The organism is Caloramator sp. E03, assembly GCF_006016075.1.
Taxonomy (GTDB): Bacteria; Bacillota; Clostridia; order Clostridiales; family Caloramatoraceae; genus Caloramator_B.
The window spans coordinates 1,278,736-1,297,844 of the sequence record NZ_CP040093.1 but is presented as its reverse complement, the minus strand read 5'-3'; the positions used below and the strand labels follow the sequence as shown (position 1 = coordinate 1,297,844).

The 19,109-nt window shown below is 33.8% G+C and carries 21 protein-coding genes, 3 tRNA genes and 1 riboswitch; of the genes, 21 read left to right on the top strand and 3 right to left on the bottom strand.

Annotation, left to right across the window (positions count from 1 at the left end):
• Positions 1-84: 84 nt before the first annotated feature.
• The 8 genes from FDN13_RS06460 to fabZ all read left to right on the top strand — a co-directional run bounded on the left by FDN13_RS06460 (position 85) and on the right by fabZ (position 6,739).
• Complete coding sequence (locus FDN13_RS06460) at positions 85-780, top strand: YwmB family TATA-box binding protein (RefSeq protein WP_138979456.1); 696 nt, start codon at positions 85-87, stop codon at positions 778-780.
• 18 nt (positions 781-798) lie between these two features.
• Entirely contained in the window at positions 799-2,061 is a 1,263-nt protein-coding gene (murA, locus tag FDN13_RS06455) for a UDP-N-acetylglucosamine 1-carboxyvinyltransferase (RefSeq protein ID WP_138979455.1), read from the top strand.
• Between the two features lie 140 nt (positions 2,062-2,201).
• A complete protein-coding gene (gene spoIID, locus FDN13_RS06450) occupies positions 2,202-3,257 on the top strand; it encodes a stage II sporulation protein D (protein ID WP_138979454.1) in 1,056 nt (351 codons plus the stop codon).
• A 126-nt stretch (positions 3,258-3,383) separates the two neighbouring features.
• Positions 3,384-4,187 carry a M23 family metallopeptidase gene (locus tag FDN13_RS06445; protein WP_168190095.1) on the top strand — a complete coding sequence of 268 codons (804 nt, stop codon included), beginning with the start codon at positions 3,384-3,386 and terminating at the stop codon, positions 4,185-4,187.
• Between the two features lie 149 nt (positions 4,188-4,336).
• Entirely contained in the window at positions 4,337-4,591 is a 255-nt protein-coding gene (gene spoIIID, locus FDN13_RS06440) for a sporulation transcriptional regulator SpoIIID (RefSeq protein ID WP_138979452.1), read from the top strand.
• Between the two features lie 99 nt (positions 4,592-4,690).
• Positions 4,691-5,710, top strand: coding sequence for a rod shape-determining protein (locus tag FDN13_RS06435; RefSeq protein WP_138979451.1), 1,020 nt, complete (start codon positions 4,691-4,693; stop codon positions 5,708-5,710).
• Positions 5,711-5,770: 60 nt separating this feature from the next.
• Positions 5,771-6,310, top strand: coding sequence for an ECF transporter S component (locus tag FDN13_RS06430; RefSeq protein ID WP_138979450.1), 540 nt, complete (start codon positions 5,771-5,773; stop codon positions 6,308-6,310).
• A 3-nt stretch (positions 6,311-6,313) separates the two neighbouring features.
• A complete protein-coding gene (gene fabZ / locus FDN13_RS06425) occupies positions 6,314-6,739 on the top strand; it encodes a 3-hydroxyacyl-ACP dehydratase FabZ (RefSeq protein WP_138979449.1) in 426 nt (141 codons plus the stop codon).
• Positions 6,740-6,744: 5 nt separating this feature from the next.
• Here fabZ and yyaC read toward each other — a convergent pair whose 3' ends face one another.
• Positions 6,745-7,290 (bottom strand): spore protease YyaC, encoded by a 546-nt coding sequence (gene yyaC / locus FDN13_RS06420; protein WP_243120275.1) that lies wholly within the window; start codon positions 7,288-7,290, stop codon positions 6,745-6,747.
• 110 nt (positions 7,291-7,400) lie between these two features.
• Here yyaC and FDN13_RS06415 point away from each other — a divergent pair, with 110 nt between their 5' ends.
• Positions 7,401-7,598: a hypothetical protein gene (locus FDN13_RS06415; protein ID WP_138979447.1), complete on the top strand. Its 198-nt coding sequence runs from the start codon at positions 7,401-7,403 to the stop codon at positions 7,596-7,598.
• Here the strand turns inward: FDN13_RS06415 and FDN13_RS06410 are convergent.
• A complete protein-coding gene (locus FDN13_RS06410) occupies positions 7,588-8,340 on the bottom strand; it encodes an ATP-binding protein (RefSeq protein ID WP_138979446.1) in 753 nt (250 codons plus the stop codon). The two genes, FDN13_RS06415 and FDN13_RS06410, sit on opposite strands and share 11 nt — an antisense overlap.
• A 310-nt stretch (positions 8,341-8,650) precedes the next feature.
• Between FDN13_RS06410 and FDN13_RS06405 the strand changes: the two genes are divergently transcribed.
• The 4 genes from FDN13_RS06405 (at position 8,651) to metK (ending at position 10,742) form a co-directional block, all read left to right on the top strand.
• Positions 8,651-8,726 (top strand) — tRNA-Val (locus FDN13_RS06405).
• A 5-nt stretch (positions 8,727-8,731) separates the two neighbouring features.
• A tRNA-Thr gene (locus FDN13_RS06400) sits at positions 8,732-8,807 on the top strand.
• A gap of 5 nt (positions 8,808-8,812) precedes the next feature.
• Positions 8,813-8,897, top strand: a tRNA-Tyr gene (locus tag FDN13_RS06395).
• Positions 8,898-9,385: 488 nt separating this feature from the next.
• Positions 9,386-9,487, top strand: a riboswitch (SAM riboswitch).
• Between the two features lie 64 nt (positions 9,488-9,551).
• On the top strand, positions 9,552-10,742 hold the full coding sequence (metK, locus tag FDN13_RS06390; RefSeq protein WP_138979445.1) for a methionine adenosyltransferase: 1,191 nt from the start codon (positions 9,552-9,554) through the stop codon (positions 10,740-10,742).
• Positions 10,743-10,773: 31 nt separating this feature from the next.
• Here the strand turns inward: metK and nagA are convergent, their stop codons facing one another.
• Complete coding sequence (nagA, locus tag FDN13_RS06385; protein WP_138979444.1) at positions 10,774-11,904, bottom strand: N-acetylglucosamine-6-phosphate deacetylase; 1,131 nt, start codon at positions 11,902-11,904, stop codon at positions 10,774-10,776.
• Positions 11,905-11,999: 95 nt separating this feature from the next.
• Here nagA and FDN13_RS06380 point away from each other — a divergent pair, with 95 nt between their 5' ends.
• The 8 genes from FDN13_RS06380 to FDN13_RS06345 all read left to right on the top strand — a co-directional run bounded on the left by FDN13_RS06380 (position 12,000) and on the right by FDN13_RS06345 (position 19,109).
• Complete coding sequence (locus FDN13_RS06380; protein ID WP_138979443.1) at positions 12,000-12,224, top strand: DUF1659 domain-containing protein; 225 nt, start codon at positions 12,000-12,002, stop codon at positions 12,222-12,224.
• A 37-nt stretch (positions 12,225-12,261) separates the two neighbouring features.
• On the top strand, positions 12,262-12,480 hold the full coding sequence (locus FDN13_RS06375; RefSeq protein WP_243120274.1) for a DUF2922 domain-containing protein: 219 nt from the start codon (positions 12,262-12,264) through the stop codon (positions 12,478-12,480).
• 50 nt (positions 12,481-12,530) lie between these two features.
• Positions 12,531-12,677 (top strand): YvrJ family protein, encoded by a 147-nt coding sequence (locus FDN13_RS06370; protein WP_138979442.1) that lies wholly within the window; start codon positions 12,531-12,533, stop codon positions 12,675-12,677.
• A 199-nt stretch (positions 12,678-12,876) separates the two neighbouring features.
• A complete protein-coding gene (locus tag FDN13_RS06365; protein ID WP_138979441.1) occupies positions 12,877-13,122 on the top strand; it encodes a TM1266 family iron-only hydrogenase system putative regulator in 246 nt (81 codons plus the stop codon).
• A gap of 11 nt (positions 13,123-13,133) precedes the next feature.
• Positions 13,134-14,549, top strand: coding sequence for a [FeFe] hydrogenase H-cluster radical SAM maturase HydG (hydG, locus tag FDN13_RS06360; RefSeq protein ID WP_138979440.1), 1,416 nt, complete (start codon positions 13,134-13,136; stop codon positions 14,547-14,549).
• A 16-nt stretch (positions 14,550-14,565) separates the two neighbouring features.
• Positions 14,566-15,750 (top strand): [FeFe] hydrogenase H-cluster maturation GTPase HydF, encoded by a 1,185-nt coding sequence (hydF, locus tag FDN13_RS06355; protein ID WP_138979439.1) that lies wholly within the window; start codon positions 14,566-14,568, stop codon positions 15,748-15,750.
• A gap of 208 nt (positions 15,751-15,958) precedes the next feature.
• Positions 15,959-17,917, top strand: coding sequence for a 1,4-alpha-glucan branching protein GlgB (gene glgB / locus FDN13_RS06350; RefSeq protein WP_138979438.1), 1,959 nt, complete (start codon positions 15,959-15,961; stop codon positions 17,915-17,917).
• The gene (locus tag FDN13_RS06345) at positions 17,847-19,109 is read left to right on the top strand and encodes a glucose-1-phosphate adenylyltransferase (RefSeq protein ID WP_138979437.1); all 1,263 of its coding nucleotides are present in this window, start codon (positions 17,847-17,849) and stop codon (positions 19,107-19,109) included. Before glgB ends, FDN13_RS06345 begins: the two co-directional genes overlap by 71 nt.

The window sequence follows — 19,109 nt, the reverse complement described above, 5'->3', positions numbered from 1 at the left end:
CTTTTTTTTGTGGGAAAAATAATAATACATAAGAATAATTTAAAAGGAATATGTTAACAATTAGAATAGAAGGGAGGTTATGGTATGAAAAAATGGGCAATTATTTGTTTAATATCCTTCTTGTTATTAAATATAGGCTATAATAGTCAGGTCTATGGATATTCAGCATTGAAAAAATGTTTCGAATCTACAGATGCAGATTTTATTGCTTTAACTGTAGAAGGAAAAGGAATAATAAAAACAAGTGATGAACCTATAGATGTTATTAATAAAATGTATAATTCAATAAAACAAGATAGTAAATATACTCTTAAAACAGATGGAAACTTTTCTGAACTGTCTTTTACCGATAACAAATCTTCAATTAATATAAGAGCATATAAGTATAAAAATGATGAAATATATGTATGTTTAACCCAATCACAATATGACGGCATTATGAATATTAATATTATTAGGAGGACTATTAATAACTGCTTTTCTATATACGGTATAGAGCCCTCCTTTTGTTCTTTAATAGAAGGAAAATTTAAAAAAAGTATGGGAAATGAAGAAATGAAGGAAATAGCACAAAAAACGATTATAAGCAGCAAAGCTAAGTTAATAGATAAAATGGAGGATAGAACTCTTGTTAGTTTTTATGGATATTCTCCATATATTAAAGATAAAGTAGAAGTGAATGGGCAGGATTTTAATATTAATGTTGCCTTAAGATTTAGTAAAACGGAGGGCTGCACATACATATTTATAGGAACCCCAGTTATAAATGCAGAGTATTAGAATGAATGGAGGATTAATATGGACAGTATAATAATTTCAGGTGGTAGCAAATTAACTGGAAAAGTTAAGATTAGTGCAGCCAAAAATTCAGTTTTACCAATCATTGCAGCATCCCTATTATGTCCTTTTGAATGTAAATTAGAAGATATTCCTTTCCTTGATGATGTTTATGTAATATGTGATGTTTTAAATTCTGTAGGTGCAAATATAAGTTTAAATAAAAAATCAAATAGGATATCTATAAAAGCAGATAATATAACATCAATAGAGCCACCTTATGAGCTTGTTAGAAAGATGAGAGCATCTTTTCTTGTTATTGGACCTTTACTTTCAAGATTTGGAAGGTGCAGGATATCTTTGCCGGGAGGATGTAATATTGGTACACGCCCAATCGATTTACATCTAAAAGGCTTTTGTGCATTAGGAGCTGATGTACGATTAGGGCATGGATATGTTGAAGCCTATTGTAATAAATTAAAAGGTGCTAAAATTTATCTTGACTTTCCATCAGTTGGTGCAACAGAAAATATAATGATGGCAGCAGTACTTGCCCAAGGGGAAACAATAATAGAAAATGCTGCCGAGGAGCCTGAAGTAGTGGATTTATCTAATTTTTTAAATAGTATGGGTGCTAATATAATAGGTGCTGGGACTGATACAATAAGAATTATAGGAGTTAAGGAACTGAAGGGAACAACCCATCAGGTGATTCCTGATAGAATAGAAGCAGGAACCTATATGGTTGCAGCTGCAATAACTCAAGGAAGTGTTGTAGTTGAAAATGTTATTTTGGAACATATAAGGCCTGTAATAGCAAAACTTCAAGAAGCGGGAGTTACTGTAATTGAGGAGCAAAACAAGGTTAAGGTTGTAGCAAATGGTGTTCCAAAGGCAGTAGATATAAAGACAATGCCTTATCCTGGATTTCCAACAGATATGCAGGCACAGTTTATGGCCCTTATGAGTATTGCTAAAGGTACATCAATAATAACAGAAACTGTATTTGAAAACAGATTTATGCATGTTACAGAGCTTAAAAGGATGGGAGCAAATATTAAAATAGATGGAAGAAGTGCTGTTGTTGAGGGCACAGCAAAACTAACTGGCGCACAGGTTAAGGCAACAGATTTAAGGGCTGGGGCAGCTCTTGTCCTTGCGGGACTTGTTGCAGAGGGTAAAACAGAAATATGTGAGGTTCACCATCTTGATAGAGGTTATGTAAATATAGTTGAGAAGATGCAATCCCTTGGAGCTAACATTCAAAGAATACAAAAAGAATAAATATGTAAAAAGGCTGTATTAGTGTTTTAATACAGCCTTTTTACATAAAATAATTCTTGCAAATAAATTTTTTCATAATTTTGTACAGTTTATAATAAAATTTTATTGAGAACTGTCCTCTATTTGGAAGGGGGGAGCAAATGAAAAAAATTGGTTACTATGTATTGATTACTATCTTTTTAATGATAATGCTTCCCATAGTTATACTTGGTGGTATCGGCTCAGGAATAAAAATACCTGGAGTAATTAATAGGCTTTCAAGCTATATTGATAATGTTCCTCAGGATACTAAATATAGTGATAACAATGGGGGAGTAAAAATTAAAGTATTTGTTGAAGATGAAAATAAAATCGTTGAAATGTATATTGAAGATTACTTAAGGGGTGTAATTGCTGCTGAAATGCCTGCATCTTTTAATGAAGAGGCTCTAAAGGCTCAGGCGATTGCAGCAAGAACCTTTGCATACTCCCATTTGACTAAATATGGTGGAGGGGGATGTTCCAAACATCCTAATGCTGATGTATGTAGTGAAGTTCATTGTCAGGCATGGATGTCTAAGGAAGAAAGGTTTAAGAACTGGGATCCTAAGGAAGCACAAGCTAATTGGAACAAGATAAGCAAGGCAGTTGAAGATACGAAAGATATGGTTTTGTCATATAAAGGTGAACTGGCTAAGAATATATTGTTTCACTCAACAAGTGGAGGGAGAACTGAAAATTGTAAAGAGGTTTTTGGATATGATGTTCCATATTTAGTTAGTGTAGAAAGCCCTAATGAAGAAGAATCTCCAAGCTTTCAATCAAAAGTTGTTATGAAAAGGGATGAGTTTATAAAAAGAATAAAGCAGCTAAACCCTAAAACAAATATATCAAGTAGCAGCCTTGCAACCCAGGTAAAGGTACTTGATTACACACAAGGGGGGAGAGTAAAGACTTTAAAGGTTGGGGATAAAACTTTTAGTGGGGTTGATATAAGATGGGCTATGGGGCTTAATTCAACAAACTTTTCAATTTCTATAGATTCAAAAAATGTAACATTTACAGTTAAAGGCAATGGTCATGGAGTTGGGATGAGTCAATGGGGAGCAAATGAAATGGGAAAAAGGGGGAAAAAATATGATGAAATATTAAAACATTACTATTCTGGAATAGAAATCGTTAAAATAAATGACATTTTGAAGAATAAAAAAGAATAAAATTGAGCATCTTACAAATGTAGGATGCTTTATTTTTTAATTTTTTCAAAAAAATTAATAATATTTTTAAACATCCATGTATTATATTCCATATTCTGGACAAACTATAAAATGGAGGTGCGTGATATGGGAATTAAAAACCTATTTAAAAAATCATCAAAACTTTTCGACCGGGAAGGATTTTACGTCATCTTATTTATATGTCTTTGTATTGTTGCCGTAACCGCTGTATACATATCAAAAAATAATGGATCTACGGCGAGAAAAAATGCGCAGGTTCAAGAAAAAACTCAGCAACAATTACAACAGCCGGATACTTCAGAGCCTAAATATGTAGAAGAAGAGCCAACTAATGAAACTCCTGTTATGCAACAGCAAGATAAAAACTCTGTTACATCACAAAAAACTACTACAACCGATAAAACTACTAATAGTACTAATAAAAAGAGTGAACCCAGTAAATCTGTTACCTCTTCAATAGCACTAAAATTAGAGATGCCTGTTCAAGGTGAGATAGTTAAAAAGTTTGATAAAGAAAATCTTCAGTTCTCAAATACTATGCAGCAATGGGAAACCCATGAAGGTATAGATATTGCATGTGATCTTGGTACTGAGGTAAAAGCAGCAGATAGTGGTAAGGTTGTAGATGTTTTGAATGATGATACATTAATACAAGGCATAAAACCCGGATATGGATTCAAAGTAATAATTGATCATGGAAACGGACTTAGAACAGTATATTGTAACCTTGACCCTGAGGTAAAAGTAAAGAAAGGTGATAGCGTTAAAAAAGGGCAGGTAATAGGAGTTGTTGGTGATACAGCTGTAAGAGAATCTGTTGCTGTAGAGGGAAGCCACCTGCATTTCATTGTACTTAAAAAATCTGGAAAAGATTATATAACAGTAAATCCACAGGATTTTTTGCAGTGAGTTATTGTTAGAAAATACAGGGGCTTGCAGGCTTGCCTTAGGGGAAGTTTGTCAAGCACTCTTTTTTTGAATTGTTTTATATTTTTTATTATAAAAGGCTTTAAATCAACATATTATTTAAAAAGAAGCATTTGAAGGAGGTACAACAATTGAAGGACTATATTGAGGAAAGGGTACTTGAAGTAGCAAACTATATAATTGACTCAAAATCAACTATTAGGAAAACAGCAAAAATGTTCGGTGTTAGTAAGAGTACTATACACAAGGATATTACGGAAAGATTACCTAAAATAAACCCTCAAATTGCAAAGGAAGCAAAGAAAATTCTTGATATAAACAAAGCTGAAAGGCATATTAGGGGTGGAAGAGCAACAAAAATGAAATATAAATCAGTCAATGAGTGAAAAATAATTGCTCCCTGCTAAATTATCTTGAAAAAAAGAAGGAATTTGACAAATTTTATAGAAATATAAAGTATAATGCAATAGGTAGGGAGTGAAAATATGGGATTGTTTAGCATTAATAGTGACATGGGTATAGATTTAGGGACTGCAACCATCCTTGTATTTATAAAGGGTAAGGGTGTTGTTTTAAAGGAACCCTCGGTTGTAGCTTTAGATAACAGTACAAATAGGGTGCTTGCTGTAGGTGAGGAAGCAAGGCAGATGATAGGAAGAACTCCAGGAAATATCATTGCTAAAAGACCTTTAAGGGATGGAGTTATATCAGATTATGATTCTACTGAAAAGATGTTAAAATATTTTATAAAAAAAGCTTATGGCTCCAGAGGATGGGGAAAGCCCAGAGTTGTAGTTTGTATTCCTTGCGAGGCAACTGAAGTTGAAAGAAGAGCTGTTAGGGATGCAGCTTTAAATGCTGGAGCAAGAAAGGTATATCTTATAGAAGAGCCTGTTGCAGCAGCGATAGGAGCAGGGCTTGATATATCAAAACCAAGTGGATGTATGATAGTAGATATTGGCGGCGGGACAACAGATGTTGCTGTAATTTCTCTTGGTGGAATGGTAGTAAGATCCTCTTTAAAGATTGCAGGAGATAAGTTTGATGAGGCTATTATAAGATACATAAGAAAAGAGCATAAAATGATGATAGGTGAGAGAACAGCTGAGGATATCAAAATAGGTATAGGATGTGCCTTTAAACGTGATGAAGATCTTTCAATGGAGATAAAAGGGAGGGACCTTGTAAGCGGTCTTCCTAAAAACATTATAGTTACATCGGAAGAAATAAGGCATGCCCTTGAAGAACCTATTAATGCTATTGCAGACTGCATCCATTCTGTACTTGAGAAAACTCCTCCAGAGCTTGCAGCTGATGTTAGCGAAAAAGGGATTGTTATGACAGGAGGAGGATCATTACTATGGGGGCTTGATAAGTTTATAGAATCAAGAACTTACGTTCCGGTAAGGGTGGCTGATGATGCGGTATCTTGTGTAGCACTTGGTACGGGCAAATCCTTAGAAAATCTTGATAAGCTTGAAGATCTTACTGCTGCAGGTTATTAAAAGCTTCCCCTAATTAATAGGGGCAGCTTTTAATAATAATTATTTTTTGGGGGGATTTAAATGAAGGAAGATGTAAAATGTATCGTCAGAAGCGGTCTTTTACTTGCAATTGCTATAGTGTTTCAAACTATTGGCAGAAATATACCCCAGATAAATCAATTTATTGTAGGACCAGCAATAAATACAATTCTTCTTATAGGAACTTTTACATGTGGTATATGGTGGGGAGTTGCAATTGGAGTTTTAACGCCCATAACTGCATGGGTGTTAGGACAGTTACCACAGCCTATGGCTCCATTTATTCCATTTATTGCTTTAGGAAATGCAATTTATGTTGTAACCTTTGGAGTTTTAAGTTATTATAAAAAATGGGGACAGATTTTTGGATATTTATTAGGTTCAGTTTTAAAATATTTATTTTTATACTTCTCAGCACTAAAGCTTATATATTTATTTAAAATAAGCATACCCGAAAAAGTAGCAAGTAAGCTTGTTGTAATGATGGGAATTCCACAATTAATAACTGCACTAATTGGTGGTGGAATAGCTATCATAATAATTAAAATGCTTTTAAAAAGGAATATAAAACTGGAGGATTAGTATATGGAAAATGTGGACATACAAAAGATACTTCCTCACAGGTATCCATTTTTATTAGTTGATAGGATACTTGAAATAGAGGAAGGGAAAAGAGCTGTTGGAGTAAAAAACGTTACAATTAACGAGCCTTTTTTTCAGGGGCACTTCCCAGGGCATCCAATAATGCCGGGAGTGCTTATAGTTGAAGCTATGGCTCAGGTTGGAGGCGTAGCAATTTTATCTGCAAAGGAAAATGAGGGAAAACTTGCTGTACTTGCAGGTATTGAGAACGTAAGGTTTAGAAAGCAGGTTGTACCTGGGGATGTTCTTTATATGGAAGCTGAGCTTATTGCTATGAAAAGAGGAATAGGCAAGGCAAGGGTTTTAGCAAAAGTTGAAGATAAGGTTGCGGCTGAAGGAGAGGTAATGTTTGCAATCATAAACGGATAGCATTGCTATCCGTTTTGCTTTTTACATGCCATTAGAAGGCTGGTAGCTATTACTTCAGCCATGTTCATTATAAAACTAAGCCTTGTATTCCTAATTGGAAACAGATCGCTATTATCTATACTGTCTACTACTCCAACAATAGATAAATTGCCTACATTGGGAAGGGACTTACCTACCCCTTTACCAGGATGAACAGGCCCTAATTTAACTTGAATATCACCAATACATTCTTCAAAACCAAGGCATGCATCAATTGCAATTACAAAATGATTTGGATATTTTTTCTTTATATTAATAAGTATCGATTCAAGGTTAATTGCATGAGCGGGATTATCAAGTGTTCCTATTACTGGATAAGGGAAATTGCTTTTTTTAAGAGTAGTTCCAACTAAAGGTCCAAGGCAATCTCCAATGCATTTATCTGTACCTATGCAGACTATAAGAGTTTCTTCTTTTAAAAACTGAGATAAATAGTTAGAAAGAGTTAAAGAAGCATCTTTGTCAAGATAATTTACACGGAGCCCGAGGCTATCTAAGTTTTGATTGCCCAAATAATTCACCCCCATGTTTATATATACAATGGGGGATATTAATTTTATTACAAAAATTAATGAATAAAATCTACAAAAAATAGCATAATATCAGCTATAGGAGGGATATAATGCGTCGAATACTTTTAAGTGGTCTTGTTGTAATAATTACTCTCATTACAGTTATTGCTATGACGACATTTAAAAATTCTTACGTTCCTGAGACTTTAAATAATGAATATGAGCAGGTAGTAAACTATGATTTATCAGAGGGTCCAGGATACATATTTGATGATTTTGGGAAGGAAATAAACATTCCTATTGAGTAGTATTTTTTTTGCAAATCTCTCTTATTTTTTCTTTATCCCAAAGGTTTATTTGCTTGGTATTACTAATAGCACCCATTATGTTTTCTTTAATATTAGGTATTTCATGTCTCATGTCTTTTATAAAATCTTTAAAATATTGACGTTTAGTATTCCCATTTGCAGGACAAGGATTTTTTACAATTTGAAGGTTTAGCTTTTTAATTGCACCGTATATATCTATTTCTTCAACATACACAAAGGGGCGTATAACATAAATGTCCTTTTTATCTAAATGGACAACTGGGGAGAATGTATTTATTCTTCCTTCAAAAAATAATGACATTAAAAAGGTTTCAACAACATCGTCAGAGTGATGAGCATATGCAACTTTGTTGTAACCCATTGCCTTTGCGGCATTATTAAGTGCACCTTTTCGCATATTTGCACAAATAGAGCAAGGGTTTTTTTCCTGCCTAACTTCAAAAATTATCTTTCCAATTTGAGTATCTATTATATTTAAAGGTACATTGATGCCTTTACAAAAGTCAATGAGGGGGGATGGGTTATAGCCATCGAATCCAAGATTTACAGTAATAGCACAAAGATCAAACTTTTGTGGTGAAAACCTTTGATATAGCTTTAAAGCATATAAAAGTAGCATACTGTCTTTACCACCAGATAGACCAACAGCTATTTTATCGTTATCCTGTATCATATTAAAATCTTCAACTGCACGTCTTAACCTTCCAAGTATTTGTTTCAAATTAACACCGCCTTATTTAGTTTATAATAGTTTATGGAACATATATAATTTTATTTATAAAAGATTTACATAAGCATTATATATTAAAAGTTTTACCATGAAAATATACTTTGGTTTATTTTGAAGAGAGTATAATATATAAAGGAGTTAAAAAATGTTGATGTAAGCATAACATAGATTATAAGAGATAATAAAAGAATTATTAAGAATGGTGTATATAAATTAAAATAATAATTATATTTGAGGATTGATTTGTGCTTTGATATTATGTATACTAATTATTGTCGCTAAACGGTGCGGCAAACAAAAAGGGAGCATAGCTCAGCTGGGAGAGCATCTGCCTTACAAGCAGAGGGTCATAGGTTCGAGCCCTATTGTTCCCACCATATATGCCGGCTTAGCTCAATAGGCAGAGCAACTGACTTGTAATCAGTAGGTTATTGGTTCGATTCCGATAGCCGGCTCCATACGAGGAGGGATTCCCGAGTGGCCAAAGGGGGCAGACTGTAAATCTGTTGTCAGTGACTTCGATGGTTCGAATCCATCTCCCTCCACCAAAAGACGCTATATAGCGTCTTTTTTTATGTTTAAAAAATAGAGGGACAGTTACTTACTTTTTATACTTCATAGACAATTTAATGCAAGATAAAAAATTATTAATGGTCTTAAAAGATAATAACCTTTAGGGGATGAGGTTAATTTATTATTTATTTATAAATAATAAGTAACAGGTCATGACTAAAAGTAGCCACAACGACGACATGAAAAAGTTTTAGGCTTGTCAAAGGCAACAGCAGGGACGGTTACTTATTATATTAAATAATAGATAAAATATTTTATGCATGTACCCCTAATTTTGCAGATATTGTGTATAAAATAAGTAACCGTCCCTTGGCTTGTACTTTTTTCCTTTTTTGTAAATGGACATTTTCACACTAACCGTCCTCAAAAATCAAAAATGGAGAAAAATAAGTTTCTAACAATACCGTTGACATATTTAATTTATTATGATACTATTGCTTAGTAAAAATTAATATGTATTAAACTCTTATCAAGAGAGGTGGAGGGACTGGCCCGATGAAACCCGGCAACCTGCAAAAGAAAGGTGCCAATTCCAGCAGGATCTATGTATTCTGGAAGATGAGGGTTCTTGAAAAATAGACCTCTTCTAACAGAAGGGGTTTTTTATTATACATAAAGGAGGAAGAAAAATGGTTAAAAGATTGTTTACCTCAGAATCGGTAACTGAAGGTCATCCAGATAAAATATGCGACCAAATTTCTGATGCGGTACTTGATGCCATATTAGAGCAGGATCCAGAGGCAAGAGTTGCTTGCGAGACAGCTGTAACAACTGGAATGGTTCTTGTTATGGGAGAGATATCAACAAAATGCTATGTTGACATTCCAAGGATTGTTAGAAAGACGATTGAAGAGATAGGTTATACAAGAGCAAAGTATGGATTCGACTGTGATACCTGTGCAGTTATAACATCAATAGACGAACAGTCTGCAGATATTGCTCTTGGAGTTGATAAAGCCCTTGAAGCTAAAAAAGGAGAAATGGATGTTGCTGAAGCAATAGGTGCAGGAGATCAGGGAATGATGTTCGGATTTGCCTGCAACGAGACTCCTGAAATGATGCCTCTTCCAATTGCAATGGCTCATAGACTTTCAAGAAGGCTTGCTGAAGTTAGGAAAAATGGAACATTAGATTATTTAAGACCAGATGGAAAAACTCAGGTTACTGTTGAATATCATGATGATAAACCTGTTAGAATTGACGCAATAGTTGTATCAACACAGCACAGCCCTGAAGTTACAAGAGAACAAATAGAAAGAGATATCATAGAACATGTTATAAGAAAAGTTGTGCCAAATAATTTACTTGATGAGAATACAAAATACTATATAAACCCAACAGGAAGATTTGTTGTTGGAGGACCTCAAGGAGACTCAGGTCTTACTGGAAGAAAGATAATTGTTGATACTTATGGAGGCTATGGAAGACATGGCGGAGGAGCTTTCTCAGGAAAGGATCCAACAAAGGTTGACCGTTCAGCAGCTTATGCAGCAAGATGGGTTGCTAAAAATCTTGTTGCAGCAGGTATTGCCGATAAACTTGAAATTGAAGTTGCTTATGCTATAGGCGTTGCAAGGCCTGTTTCAATTGAAGTAGACACCTTTGGCACAGGAAAACTCCCAGATGATAAGATAGTAGAAGTTATAAACAAAGTATTTGACTTAAGACCAGCTTCAATAATTAAAAATTTAAACCTTAGAAGGCCAATATACAGACAGGTTGCAGCTTATGGTCACTTTGGGAGAACAGATTTAGACCTTCCATGGGAAAAGCTTGACAAGGTTGAAGCTATAAAGAAAGCAGTTGAGGAGTTAAAATAAAAATAGCCCAATGGGCTATTTTTATTTTACATTAAAATTTCATTTCCCCATTTACAAAAACATGTTTTATGTTAATATCATCATCAAATATTACTATATCAGCGTAAAAGCCTTCTTTTATGTATCCAATTTCATTATCAAGTTTAAGAAGCTTAGCAGGGTTTGAAGTAACCATCTTTATAGCATCGATTAAAGTGATGTTAAGGTTATTTACAGCATTATAAAGTGCTTTACTTAAAGTTAAAGTTGAACCTGCAAGTGTACCATCTTTTAGTCTTGCTTGACCATCTTTTACATATACATCTTGCCCTCCAAGACTATACAATCCATCACAAAGCCCGCATGCCATCATAGCATCTGATACAAGTATTATTTTATCTATCCCTTTAACTTTAAGAGCAACTTTTACAGCATCAAAGTGAATATGTACTCCATCCAGTATCATTTCTGCAGTAACATCACTATTAAATACTCCCCCAACTATATTAGGCTGTCTATGGTGAAATCCTGTCATGGCATTAAAAAGATGAGTGCAGTGCTTTATTCCAGCTTTATATCCCTTTATAAAGTCGTCATAATTTCCATTAGTATGTCCAACTGATGCTATTATTCCAATGCTATTTAGATTGGCAATCAGCTCAACTGCTCCTTCCTCCTCTGGTGCTATTGTTACAATTTTTATTTCATTAATATAATCATTAGCTAAATCTTTAAAAGTATCAAAGGATGGTTTCTTTATGTATTTTGGATCTTGTGCTCCCGCCATAGATGGAGAAATAAAAGGACCTTCAAGGTTTATTCCAAGGATTTTAGCCCCGGCAGTTCCTTTAGACTTTGTATTTGATATTATTTCGACAGCTTTTCTTATTTTTTTTAAATCCTCAGTCATAGTTGCAGGCAGGAAAGATGTTACACCATATTTTATTAAAGCTTTTGATATTTCATTTATTGCCTCAATATTTCCTTCCATACAATCATGCCCTTCAATTCCATGTATGTGGATGTCAATAAATCCAGGGCATATAAAACAACCTGATACATCTATTCCTTCTCCTTTTGGATACTTATCGTTATATATTCTTATAATTTTTCCTTTATCTATTTCAACAGAACCTTCAATGATTCCCTTTTCAGTTATTATTCTTCCATTTTTTATTATCATACTATCACCAACCTTAAAAAACATATTTTTTTATTATACCATATATAAATTTTTCTTTTTAATACAATTTATTCAATTGAAAGGAGGTGAAAAGCATGGCTGTAAATGGTGTTAAAGTTTCTTCAAACCTTATTTTAAGAGTAAGAACCGGGGTTGATTCAAATGGAAATGCTGTATTTGACAATACCACATTAAGAAGAATAAAAACTTCGGCACAAGATCAAGACTTATTTGAAATAGCATCAGGCATTGGAGCTCTTCTTAAAAATCCTGTAGATGCTATTTTAAGGCAGGATGTTATTGAGCTTATTAACCAGTAAATTTTATATTTTATATTTATGAAAGGAGGTGTAGCTTTTGACAAAGACACTTCAGATGATATTTCAAAATCAAGCAGGTAACAATGTTACAATAAGCCTATCTGATATTAAAGATGATCTTACTTCTGATAATATTAAAGCTGCTATGAACCTTATTGTATCAAAAAACGTATTTGAGTCATCAGGTGGAGACCTTGTAGCTTTAGTGTCTGCAAATATAATATCAAGGGATGTCCAGCAGATAGATGTAAGATAGTTTTATTAGCCGGAAGTTTTCTTCCGGCTAATAATTTAGGAGGTGAAAAAATGGAAGAAATGTTCAAAGAAATAGCTAATTTTGGATTTCCAATTGTCCTTTCAGTATATCTGCTTGTTAGAGTAGAAAGTAAACTTGAAAGGCTATCGGAAAGTATAAATGAGCTTTCAAGAACAATAGCTTCCATGGGAAAGTGATGTTATTTATTTGACAATGTGTTTTAAAATGTTTATAATTAAATTAATCTGATGTGTTGGATTTTTCTGACATGTTGGATAATATAAAAATAACCTGATTGCAAGGAATTTTCTGAGCAAAAGGGAGGCGGTAGTAGTATATATTATATAGTATATTTAGCCTTCGCTTTTTGCGAAGGCTTTTTTGATGGAGGTTGCTATGGAAAAAAGAATTGGAGTAGTTGGAATAGTTGTAGAAAACTTTGAAAGTGCATCAAGAGTTAATGAAATACTTCATGAACATGCTGAAATAATAATAGGGCGTATGGGGGTTCCCTATAGAGAAAAGGGAGTATCAGTAATATCACTCATAGTTGATGGAAGTACTGATGATATTAGTGCTCTTACAGGAAAGCTTGGAAAGGTAAATGGAGTTAATGTAAAATCTGCTTTAACCAAAAAATAGGAGGTGTAATTATGAAGGAATTTAAAGCTGAAGAGTTTATAGTTGACTCTAAAATAAGAGATGCAATTGAAAAAGGTGAGAGATTATCAAAGGATAGGGACTATGTTGAGACACTAATAGATAAGGCACTATCTCTTAAAGGATTAAGCTATGATGAGGCAGCAGTTCTGCTTAGTGTTAGTGATGAAGAATTGTTAAATAAGATGTTTAAAGCTGCAAGGAAGATAAAAGAGGATATATATGGTAAAAGAATAGTACTTTTTGCACCGCTTTATGTAAGTAACTACTGTGTAAACAACTGTGAGTATTGTGGCTATAAACATACAAATGAAAGCTTTAAAAGAAAAAAGCTTACAATGGAGGAGCTTAAGGAAGAAGTTAAAATTTTAGAGTCTATGGGGCATAAGCGTCTTGCACTTGAAGCTGGGGAGGATAATGTTAACTGCCCCCTTGATTATATATTAGAATGTATAAAAACTATATATTCGTTAAAGTTTGATAATGGAAGTATTAGAAGAATTAATGTAAATATTGCTGCAACAACAGTTGAAAACTATAAAAGGCTAAAAGAAGCCGGAATTGGAACCTATATATTATTCCAGGAAACATATCATAAAGAAACTTATGAAAAGCTTCATCCAAATGGGCCAAAGCACGATTACAATTATCATACTACAGCTATGGATAGGGCTCGTATGGCAGGAATTGATGATGTTGGAATAGGGGTATTATACGGACTCTATGATTTTAAATATGATACTATTGCTATGATAATGCATGCAGAGCACCTTGATAGAGAAACAGGAGTAGGACCTCATACTATATCTGTGCCAAGGCTAAGAGCTGCTGAAGGTGTTGATATTAAAAAGTATCCCTATTTAGTTAGTGATAATGATTTTATGAAGATAGTCGCAGTTTTGAGGATGGCAGTTCCCTATACTGGAATGATACTTTCAACAAGGGAGGAGCCTGATTTTAGAGATAAGGTAATTGCCCTTGGCATATCACAAATTAGTGCAGGCTCCTGTACTGGAGTTGGAGGATATTCAGAAGAAACACGTCACATAAAAACCGATGAAAAGCCTCAGTTTGAAGTTGGGGATCACCGTTCACCACTTCAAATACAAAAAAGCCTTTGTGATTCAGGTTATATTCCAAGTTATTGTACGGCTTGTTATAGGGTAGGAAGAACTGGTGATAGATTTATGGCCTTTGCAAAGTCAGGACAGATACACAACTTCTGTCTTCCTAATGCAATTTTAACATTTAAAGAATATATTATAGATTATGGTGATGATGAACTAAAACAAAAAGGAGATGCTCTAATCCAAAAATCTTTACTTGATATACCAGACGAAAAGGTCAGATTAGCAACTGTTGAAAAGTTAAAAAGAATAGAATTAGGCGAAAGGGATTTTAGATTCTAATATTAAGGAGGATAAAATGTTTGATACACCAATTGCAAACAGACTTCATATAGCTATATTTGGGAAGAGAAACGCAGGAAAATCAAGCCTTATAAATGCCCTTACAAATCAGGAAATCAGCCTTGTATCAGATACAGCAGGAACTACAACGGATCCGGTTTATAAGGCGATGGAACTTTTGCCAATAGGTCCTGTTGTTTTTATAGATACTGCAGGACTTGATGATGTTGGTGAGCTTGGAGAGCTAAGAGTTAAAAAAACAAAGGCTGTAATGGAGAAAACAGATCTTGCTCTTTTAGTTTTAACAGGAGATGAGGATACAAAATTAGAAGAGGAGTATCTTTTAGAGCTCAAACAAAAAAGTATCCCAGTAGTCGGAGTTGTAAATAAGATAGATGAGAAGGATGCTGATGTTAAAAAATTAGAGGAAAGGTTTAAAATATCCTTTGTTAAAGTGTCGGCAAAGGATAGAATAAACATTGATGAATTAAAAAATGCTATATTTGAAAATGCTCCAATGGATTTTGAAAGGTCAACAATTGTTGGAGATGTTGTAAAGCCAAAGGACTGCATTCTTCTTGTAGCACCTCAGGATATACAGGCGCCAAAGGGAAGATTGATTTTACCCCAGGTTCAGGTAATACGCGATTTGTTAGATAATGATGCCGTAGTAACTATAATAAAAGATTCTGAGCTTAAGGAAGCCTTAAATAACCTTTCTAAAATCGATCTTGTAATAACAGACTCACAGGTTTTTAAATATGTAAACGAAACAATACCAAAGGATATGCCATTAACTTCCTTTTCTATACTTATGGCACGATATAAAGGTGACCTTAAAACATTTATTGAAGGGGCAAAAGCAATAGATAACCTTAAAGAAGGAGATGAAGTCCTGATTGCAGAATCCTGCACCCATCATCCTTTAAGAGGGGATATAGGGAGAGAAAAACTACCAAAATGGCTTGAGGAGAGGGTGAAGGGCAAGATTAATATAAAGGTAAAAGCAGGAGCAGATTTTGAAGAAAATTTATCAAAGTATAAGCTAATAATACACTGTGGGGCATGTATGTTTAACAGAAAACAGATGATGTCAAGGATTATAAAGGCAAAGGAAAATAATGTACCAATTACTAACTATGGTATTGCAATTGCTTACATGAATGGGATATTAGATAGGGTAGTTGAAATATTTAAATAATGAAGAAATAGCCCAATATAGGCTTAAAATTAGCCTATATTGGGCTATTTTAGTTAGTATTCAAGGATGAATTATTTGTTAAATTATATAAAAACTTTTATAATAAGATAAAATATAAATTACATATAATGGTAATTATGTATATTTTTAAATAATAAGAATATATATAATATGCTTAATAAAATATAGCTTTTAAGAGGAGGGGCCTATGGAATTTATTACAGACTATCAAGTATATCTTTTCAATGAAGGTACGAATTATCATTCATATAAAATGATGGGGGCACATATAAATGAAAAGGGATGCTACTTCCTGGTCTGGGCACCCAATGCAAAAAGGGTAAGTGTTGTTGGTGATTTTAACAGTTGGGATGGATTTGCTAATGAAATGAAAATGTATGGTAGTTCAGGTCTATGGTATTGCTATATAGAGGGAGTAAAGGAATATGATAACTATAAATACATGATTGAGACTCAAAAAGGAGATATTCTATTAAAAAGTGATCCTTATGCTTTTTATAGTGAACTTAGACCAAATAATGCATCTAAGGTATACAATTTAGAAGGCTATAAATGGGAGGATAAAAAATGGCAGGATTATAAGAAAAAAAACTCTTTTTATGATAAGCCTGTTTTAATATATGAAGTGCATCCTGGTTCCTGGAGAAGAAAAAAAGGTGAGTTTTTAAGTTATAGGGAGCTTGCAAAGGAACTTGTTTGTTACGTAAAGGAAATGGGATATACACATATAGAACTTATGCCAATAAAAGAGCATCCCTTTGATGGCTCATGGGGGTATCAGGTCACAGGATATTATTCACCAACAAGCAGATATGGTACTCCAAAGGATTTTATGTATTTTATAGATATATGTCATCAAAATAATATTGGAGTTATTCTGGATTGGGTTCCTGCCCACTTCCCAAGGGATAGCTTTAGCCTTGCAAGGTTTGATGGGACATGCCTCTATGAGCATGAGAATCCATTAAAAGGTGAACATCCTCAATGGGGTACATATATTTTCAATCATGGAAGGAATGAAGTTAAGAGTTTTCTTATATCAAATGCAATTTTTTGGCTTGATTACTATCATATTGACGGTCTTAGGGTTGATGCTGTAACATCGATGCTTTATCTTGACTATGCAAGAGAAAATGGAAAATGGATACCAAATGTTTATGGTGGAAAGGAGAATCTTGAAGCAATTGATTTTATGAAAAAGCTGAATGAGGCTGTTTTTAAAGAGTTTCCAAATACACTAATGATAGCTGAGGAGTCAACCTCATGGCCTATGGTAACAAAACCAACTTATATAGGAGGCCTTGGATTTAATTATAAATGGAATATGGGATGGATGCATGACATATTAGAGTATATGTCAATGGATCCCATACATAGGAAATGGCATCATAATAAGCTGACGTTTTCATTAACTTACGCTTTCTCAGAGAATTTTATTCTTCCACTGTCCCATGATGAGGTTGTTCATGGTAAAAAATCACTACTTGATAAAATGCCTGGAGATTATAATCAAAAGTTTGCAAATCTTAGAGTCCTTTTTGGATATATGATAGCTCATCCAGGTAAAAAGCTTTTATTTATGGGTGGAGAATTTGGACAGTTCATAGAATGGAAGTATTATGATAGCCTTGATTGGAATCTTTTGGAGTATGAGAGCCATAGAAAGCTTCAAAGTTATGTAAAAAGTCTTAATAAATTTTATATAGAAAATCCATCTCTTTGGGAAGTTGATTTTAGTTGGGATGGATTTAGATGGATTGACCATTGTGACTATACTCAGAGCATAATTGTATTTCAAAGGATTGCTAAAAAACAAGATGATTTTATTATATGCCTTTTCAATTTTACTCCTGTTTTAAGAGAGAATTATAGAATTGGGGTTCCTTTACCTGGAGAGTATATTGAAGTCTTTAACAGCGATAAAATTGAATTTGGTGGAACAGGCTTATGTAATGAAGGCTCAATTATGTCAGAGGATGTTAAATGGCATAATTGCAGTTTTTCAATAAATATAAAGGTGCCGCCTCTAAGTGCAATCTTTTTTAAATTGGTGCCTTTAAAGGGGAGGAACAAGAATGATATCAAAGGAATGCATTGCAATGCTTCTTGCAGGGGGACAGGGAAACAGGCTGGGGATTTTAACTAAGAATATTGCAAAGCCTGCTATTCCCTTTGGAGGTAAGTACAGGATAATAGATTTTACACTAAGTAACTGTACTAACTCTGGAATTGATACTGTTGGAGTACTGACACAATATAGACCACTTAAACTAAATGCTTACATAGGAACAGGTCAGCCCTGGGACCTTGATAGGGTAAATGGAGGGGTTTATATTCTACCACCTTATTTAAAGAGTAAAAGGGGAGAATGGTACAAAGGTACTGCAAATGCAATATATCAAAATATTGAGTTTATTGAGCAGTACAATCCAAAGTATGTGCTCATATTATCAGGGGATCACATATATAAAATGGATTACAGCAGTATGATAAGGTATCACAAAGAGAAGAATGCTGATGCAACAATAGCAGTAATAAATGTACCTATAAAAGATGCATCAAGGTTTGGAATTATGAATACTAATGATGATAATAAAATATATGAATTTGAAGAAAAACCCAAACATCCCAAAAGCAATAAGGCTTCTATGGGAATATATGTATTTACATGGGAAGTTTTGAAAGAATATTTGGTAAAGGATGAACTTAATTCTAATTCAGAGAAGGATTTTGGTAAAAATGTTATTCCTAATATGCTTTTGGATGGTCTTAATTTATATGCCTATCCCTTTGAAGGATATTGGAAGGATGTTGGAACAATTCAGAGTTATTTTGAAGCCAACATGGATCTTCTTGAAACTCCTCCAGTATTTGACTTGTATGATCCAAAGTGGCGTATATATGGGAGAAATCCTATTCAGCCACCTCACTTTGCATCAAAGAATTCACAGATTAAAAAAAGCATTATAACTGAAGGCTGTACTGTTTACGGAAAAGTATATCATTCAGTTGTATTCTATGGAGTCCATATTGGTGAAAATTCAGAAGTAGTAAATTCCATCATAATGCCAAATGTAAGAATTGGTAACAATACAAAGATTTATAATTCAATAATAGGTGAAGGAGCTGTAATTGGAGATAGCTGTCAAATAGGAGTGGGGGATATAAAGCCTAATAAGCTCGCACCTAATATTTATTCTTCAGGTATAACAGTGATAATAAACGAAATTATAATTGACCATGAAACTACAATAGGAAAAAACGTTGTTATAGGGGAATCCATTAAGGACATTAAATATGTTGAATCAGGTGAGAGTATAACAGGTGAGGAGGATTAA

Bases quoted from the DNA above. Each gene is read 5' to 3' on its own strand.
- FDN13_RS06370 (WP_138979442.1), top strand. From the start codon at position 12,531: ATGGAAGAAATGTTCAAAGAAATAGCTAATTTTGGATTTCCAATTGTC.
- fabZ (WP_138979449.1), top strand. From the start codon at position 6,314: ATGGAAAATGTGGACATACAAAAGATACTTCCTCACAGGTATCCATTT.
- hydG (WP_138979440.1), top strand. From the start codon at position 13,134: ATGAAGGAATTTAAAGCTGAAGAGTTTATAGTTGACTCTAAAATAAGA.
- FDN13_RS06345 (WP_138979437.1), top strand. From the start codon at position 17,847: ATGATATCAAAGGAATGCATTGCAATGCTTCTTGCAGGGGGACAGGGA.
- FDN13_RS06435 (WP_138979451.1), top strand. From the start codon at position 4,691: ATGGGATTGTTTAGCATTAATAGTGACATGGGTATAGATTTAGGGACT.
- FDN13_RS06365 (WP_138979441.1), top strand. From the start codon at position 12,877: ATGGAAAAAAGAATTGGAGTAGTTGGAATAGTTGTAGAAAACTTTGAA.
- murA (WP_138979455.1), top strand. From the start codon at position 799: ATGGACAGTATAATAATTTCAGGTGGTAGCAAATTAACTGGAAAAGTT.
- metK (WP_138979445.1), top strand. From the start codon at position 9,552: ATGGTTAAAAGATTGTTTACCTCAGAATCGGTAACTGAAGGTCATCCA.
- FDN13_RS06380 (WP_138979443.1), top strand. From the start codon at position 12,000: ATGGCTGTAAATGGTGTTAAAGTTTCTTCAAACCTTATTTTAAGAGTA.
- hydF (WP_138979439.1), top strand. From the start codon at position 14,566: ATGTTTGATACACCAATTGCAAACAGACTTCATATAGCTATATTTGGG.
- FDN13_RS06430 (WP_138979450.1), top strand. From the start codon at position 5,771: ATGAAGGAAGATGTAAAATGTATCGTCAGAAGCGGTCTTTTACTTGCA.
- FDN13_RS06460 (WP_138979456.1), top strand. From the start codon at position 85: ATGAAAAAATGGGCAATTATTTGTTTAATATCCTTCTTGTTATTAAAT.
- FDN13_RS06415 (WP_138979447.1), top strand. From the start codon at position 7,401: ATGCGTCGAATACTTTTAAGTGGTCTTGTTGTAATAATTACTCTCATT.
- nagA (WP_138979444.1), bottom strand. From the start codon at position 11,904: ATGATAATAAAAAATGGAAGAATAATAACTGAAAAGGGAATCATTGAA.
- spoIID (WP_138979454.1), top strand. From the start codon at position 2,202: ATGAAAAAAATTGGTTACTATGTATTGATTACTATCTTTTTAATGATA.
- FDN13_RS06445 (WP_168190095.1), top strand. From the start codon at position 3,384: ATGGGAATTAAAAACCTATTTAAAAAATCATCAAAACTTTTCGACCGG.
- glgB (WP_138979438.1), top strand. From the start codon at position 15,959: ATGGAATTTATTACAGACTATCAAGTATATCTTTTCAATGAAGGTACG.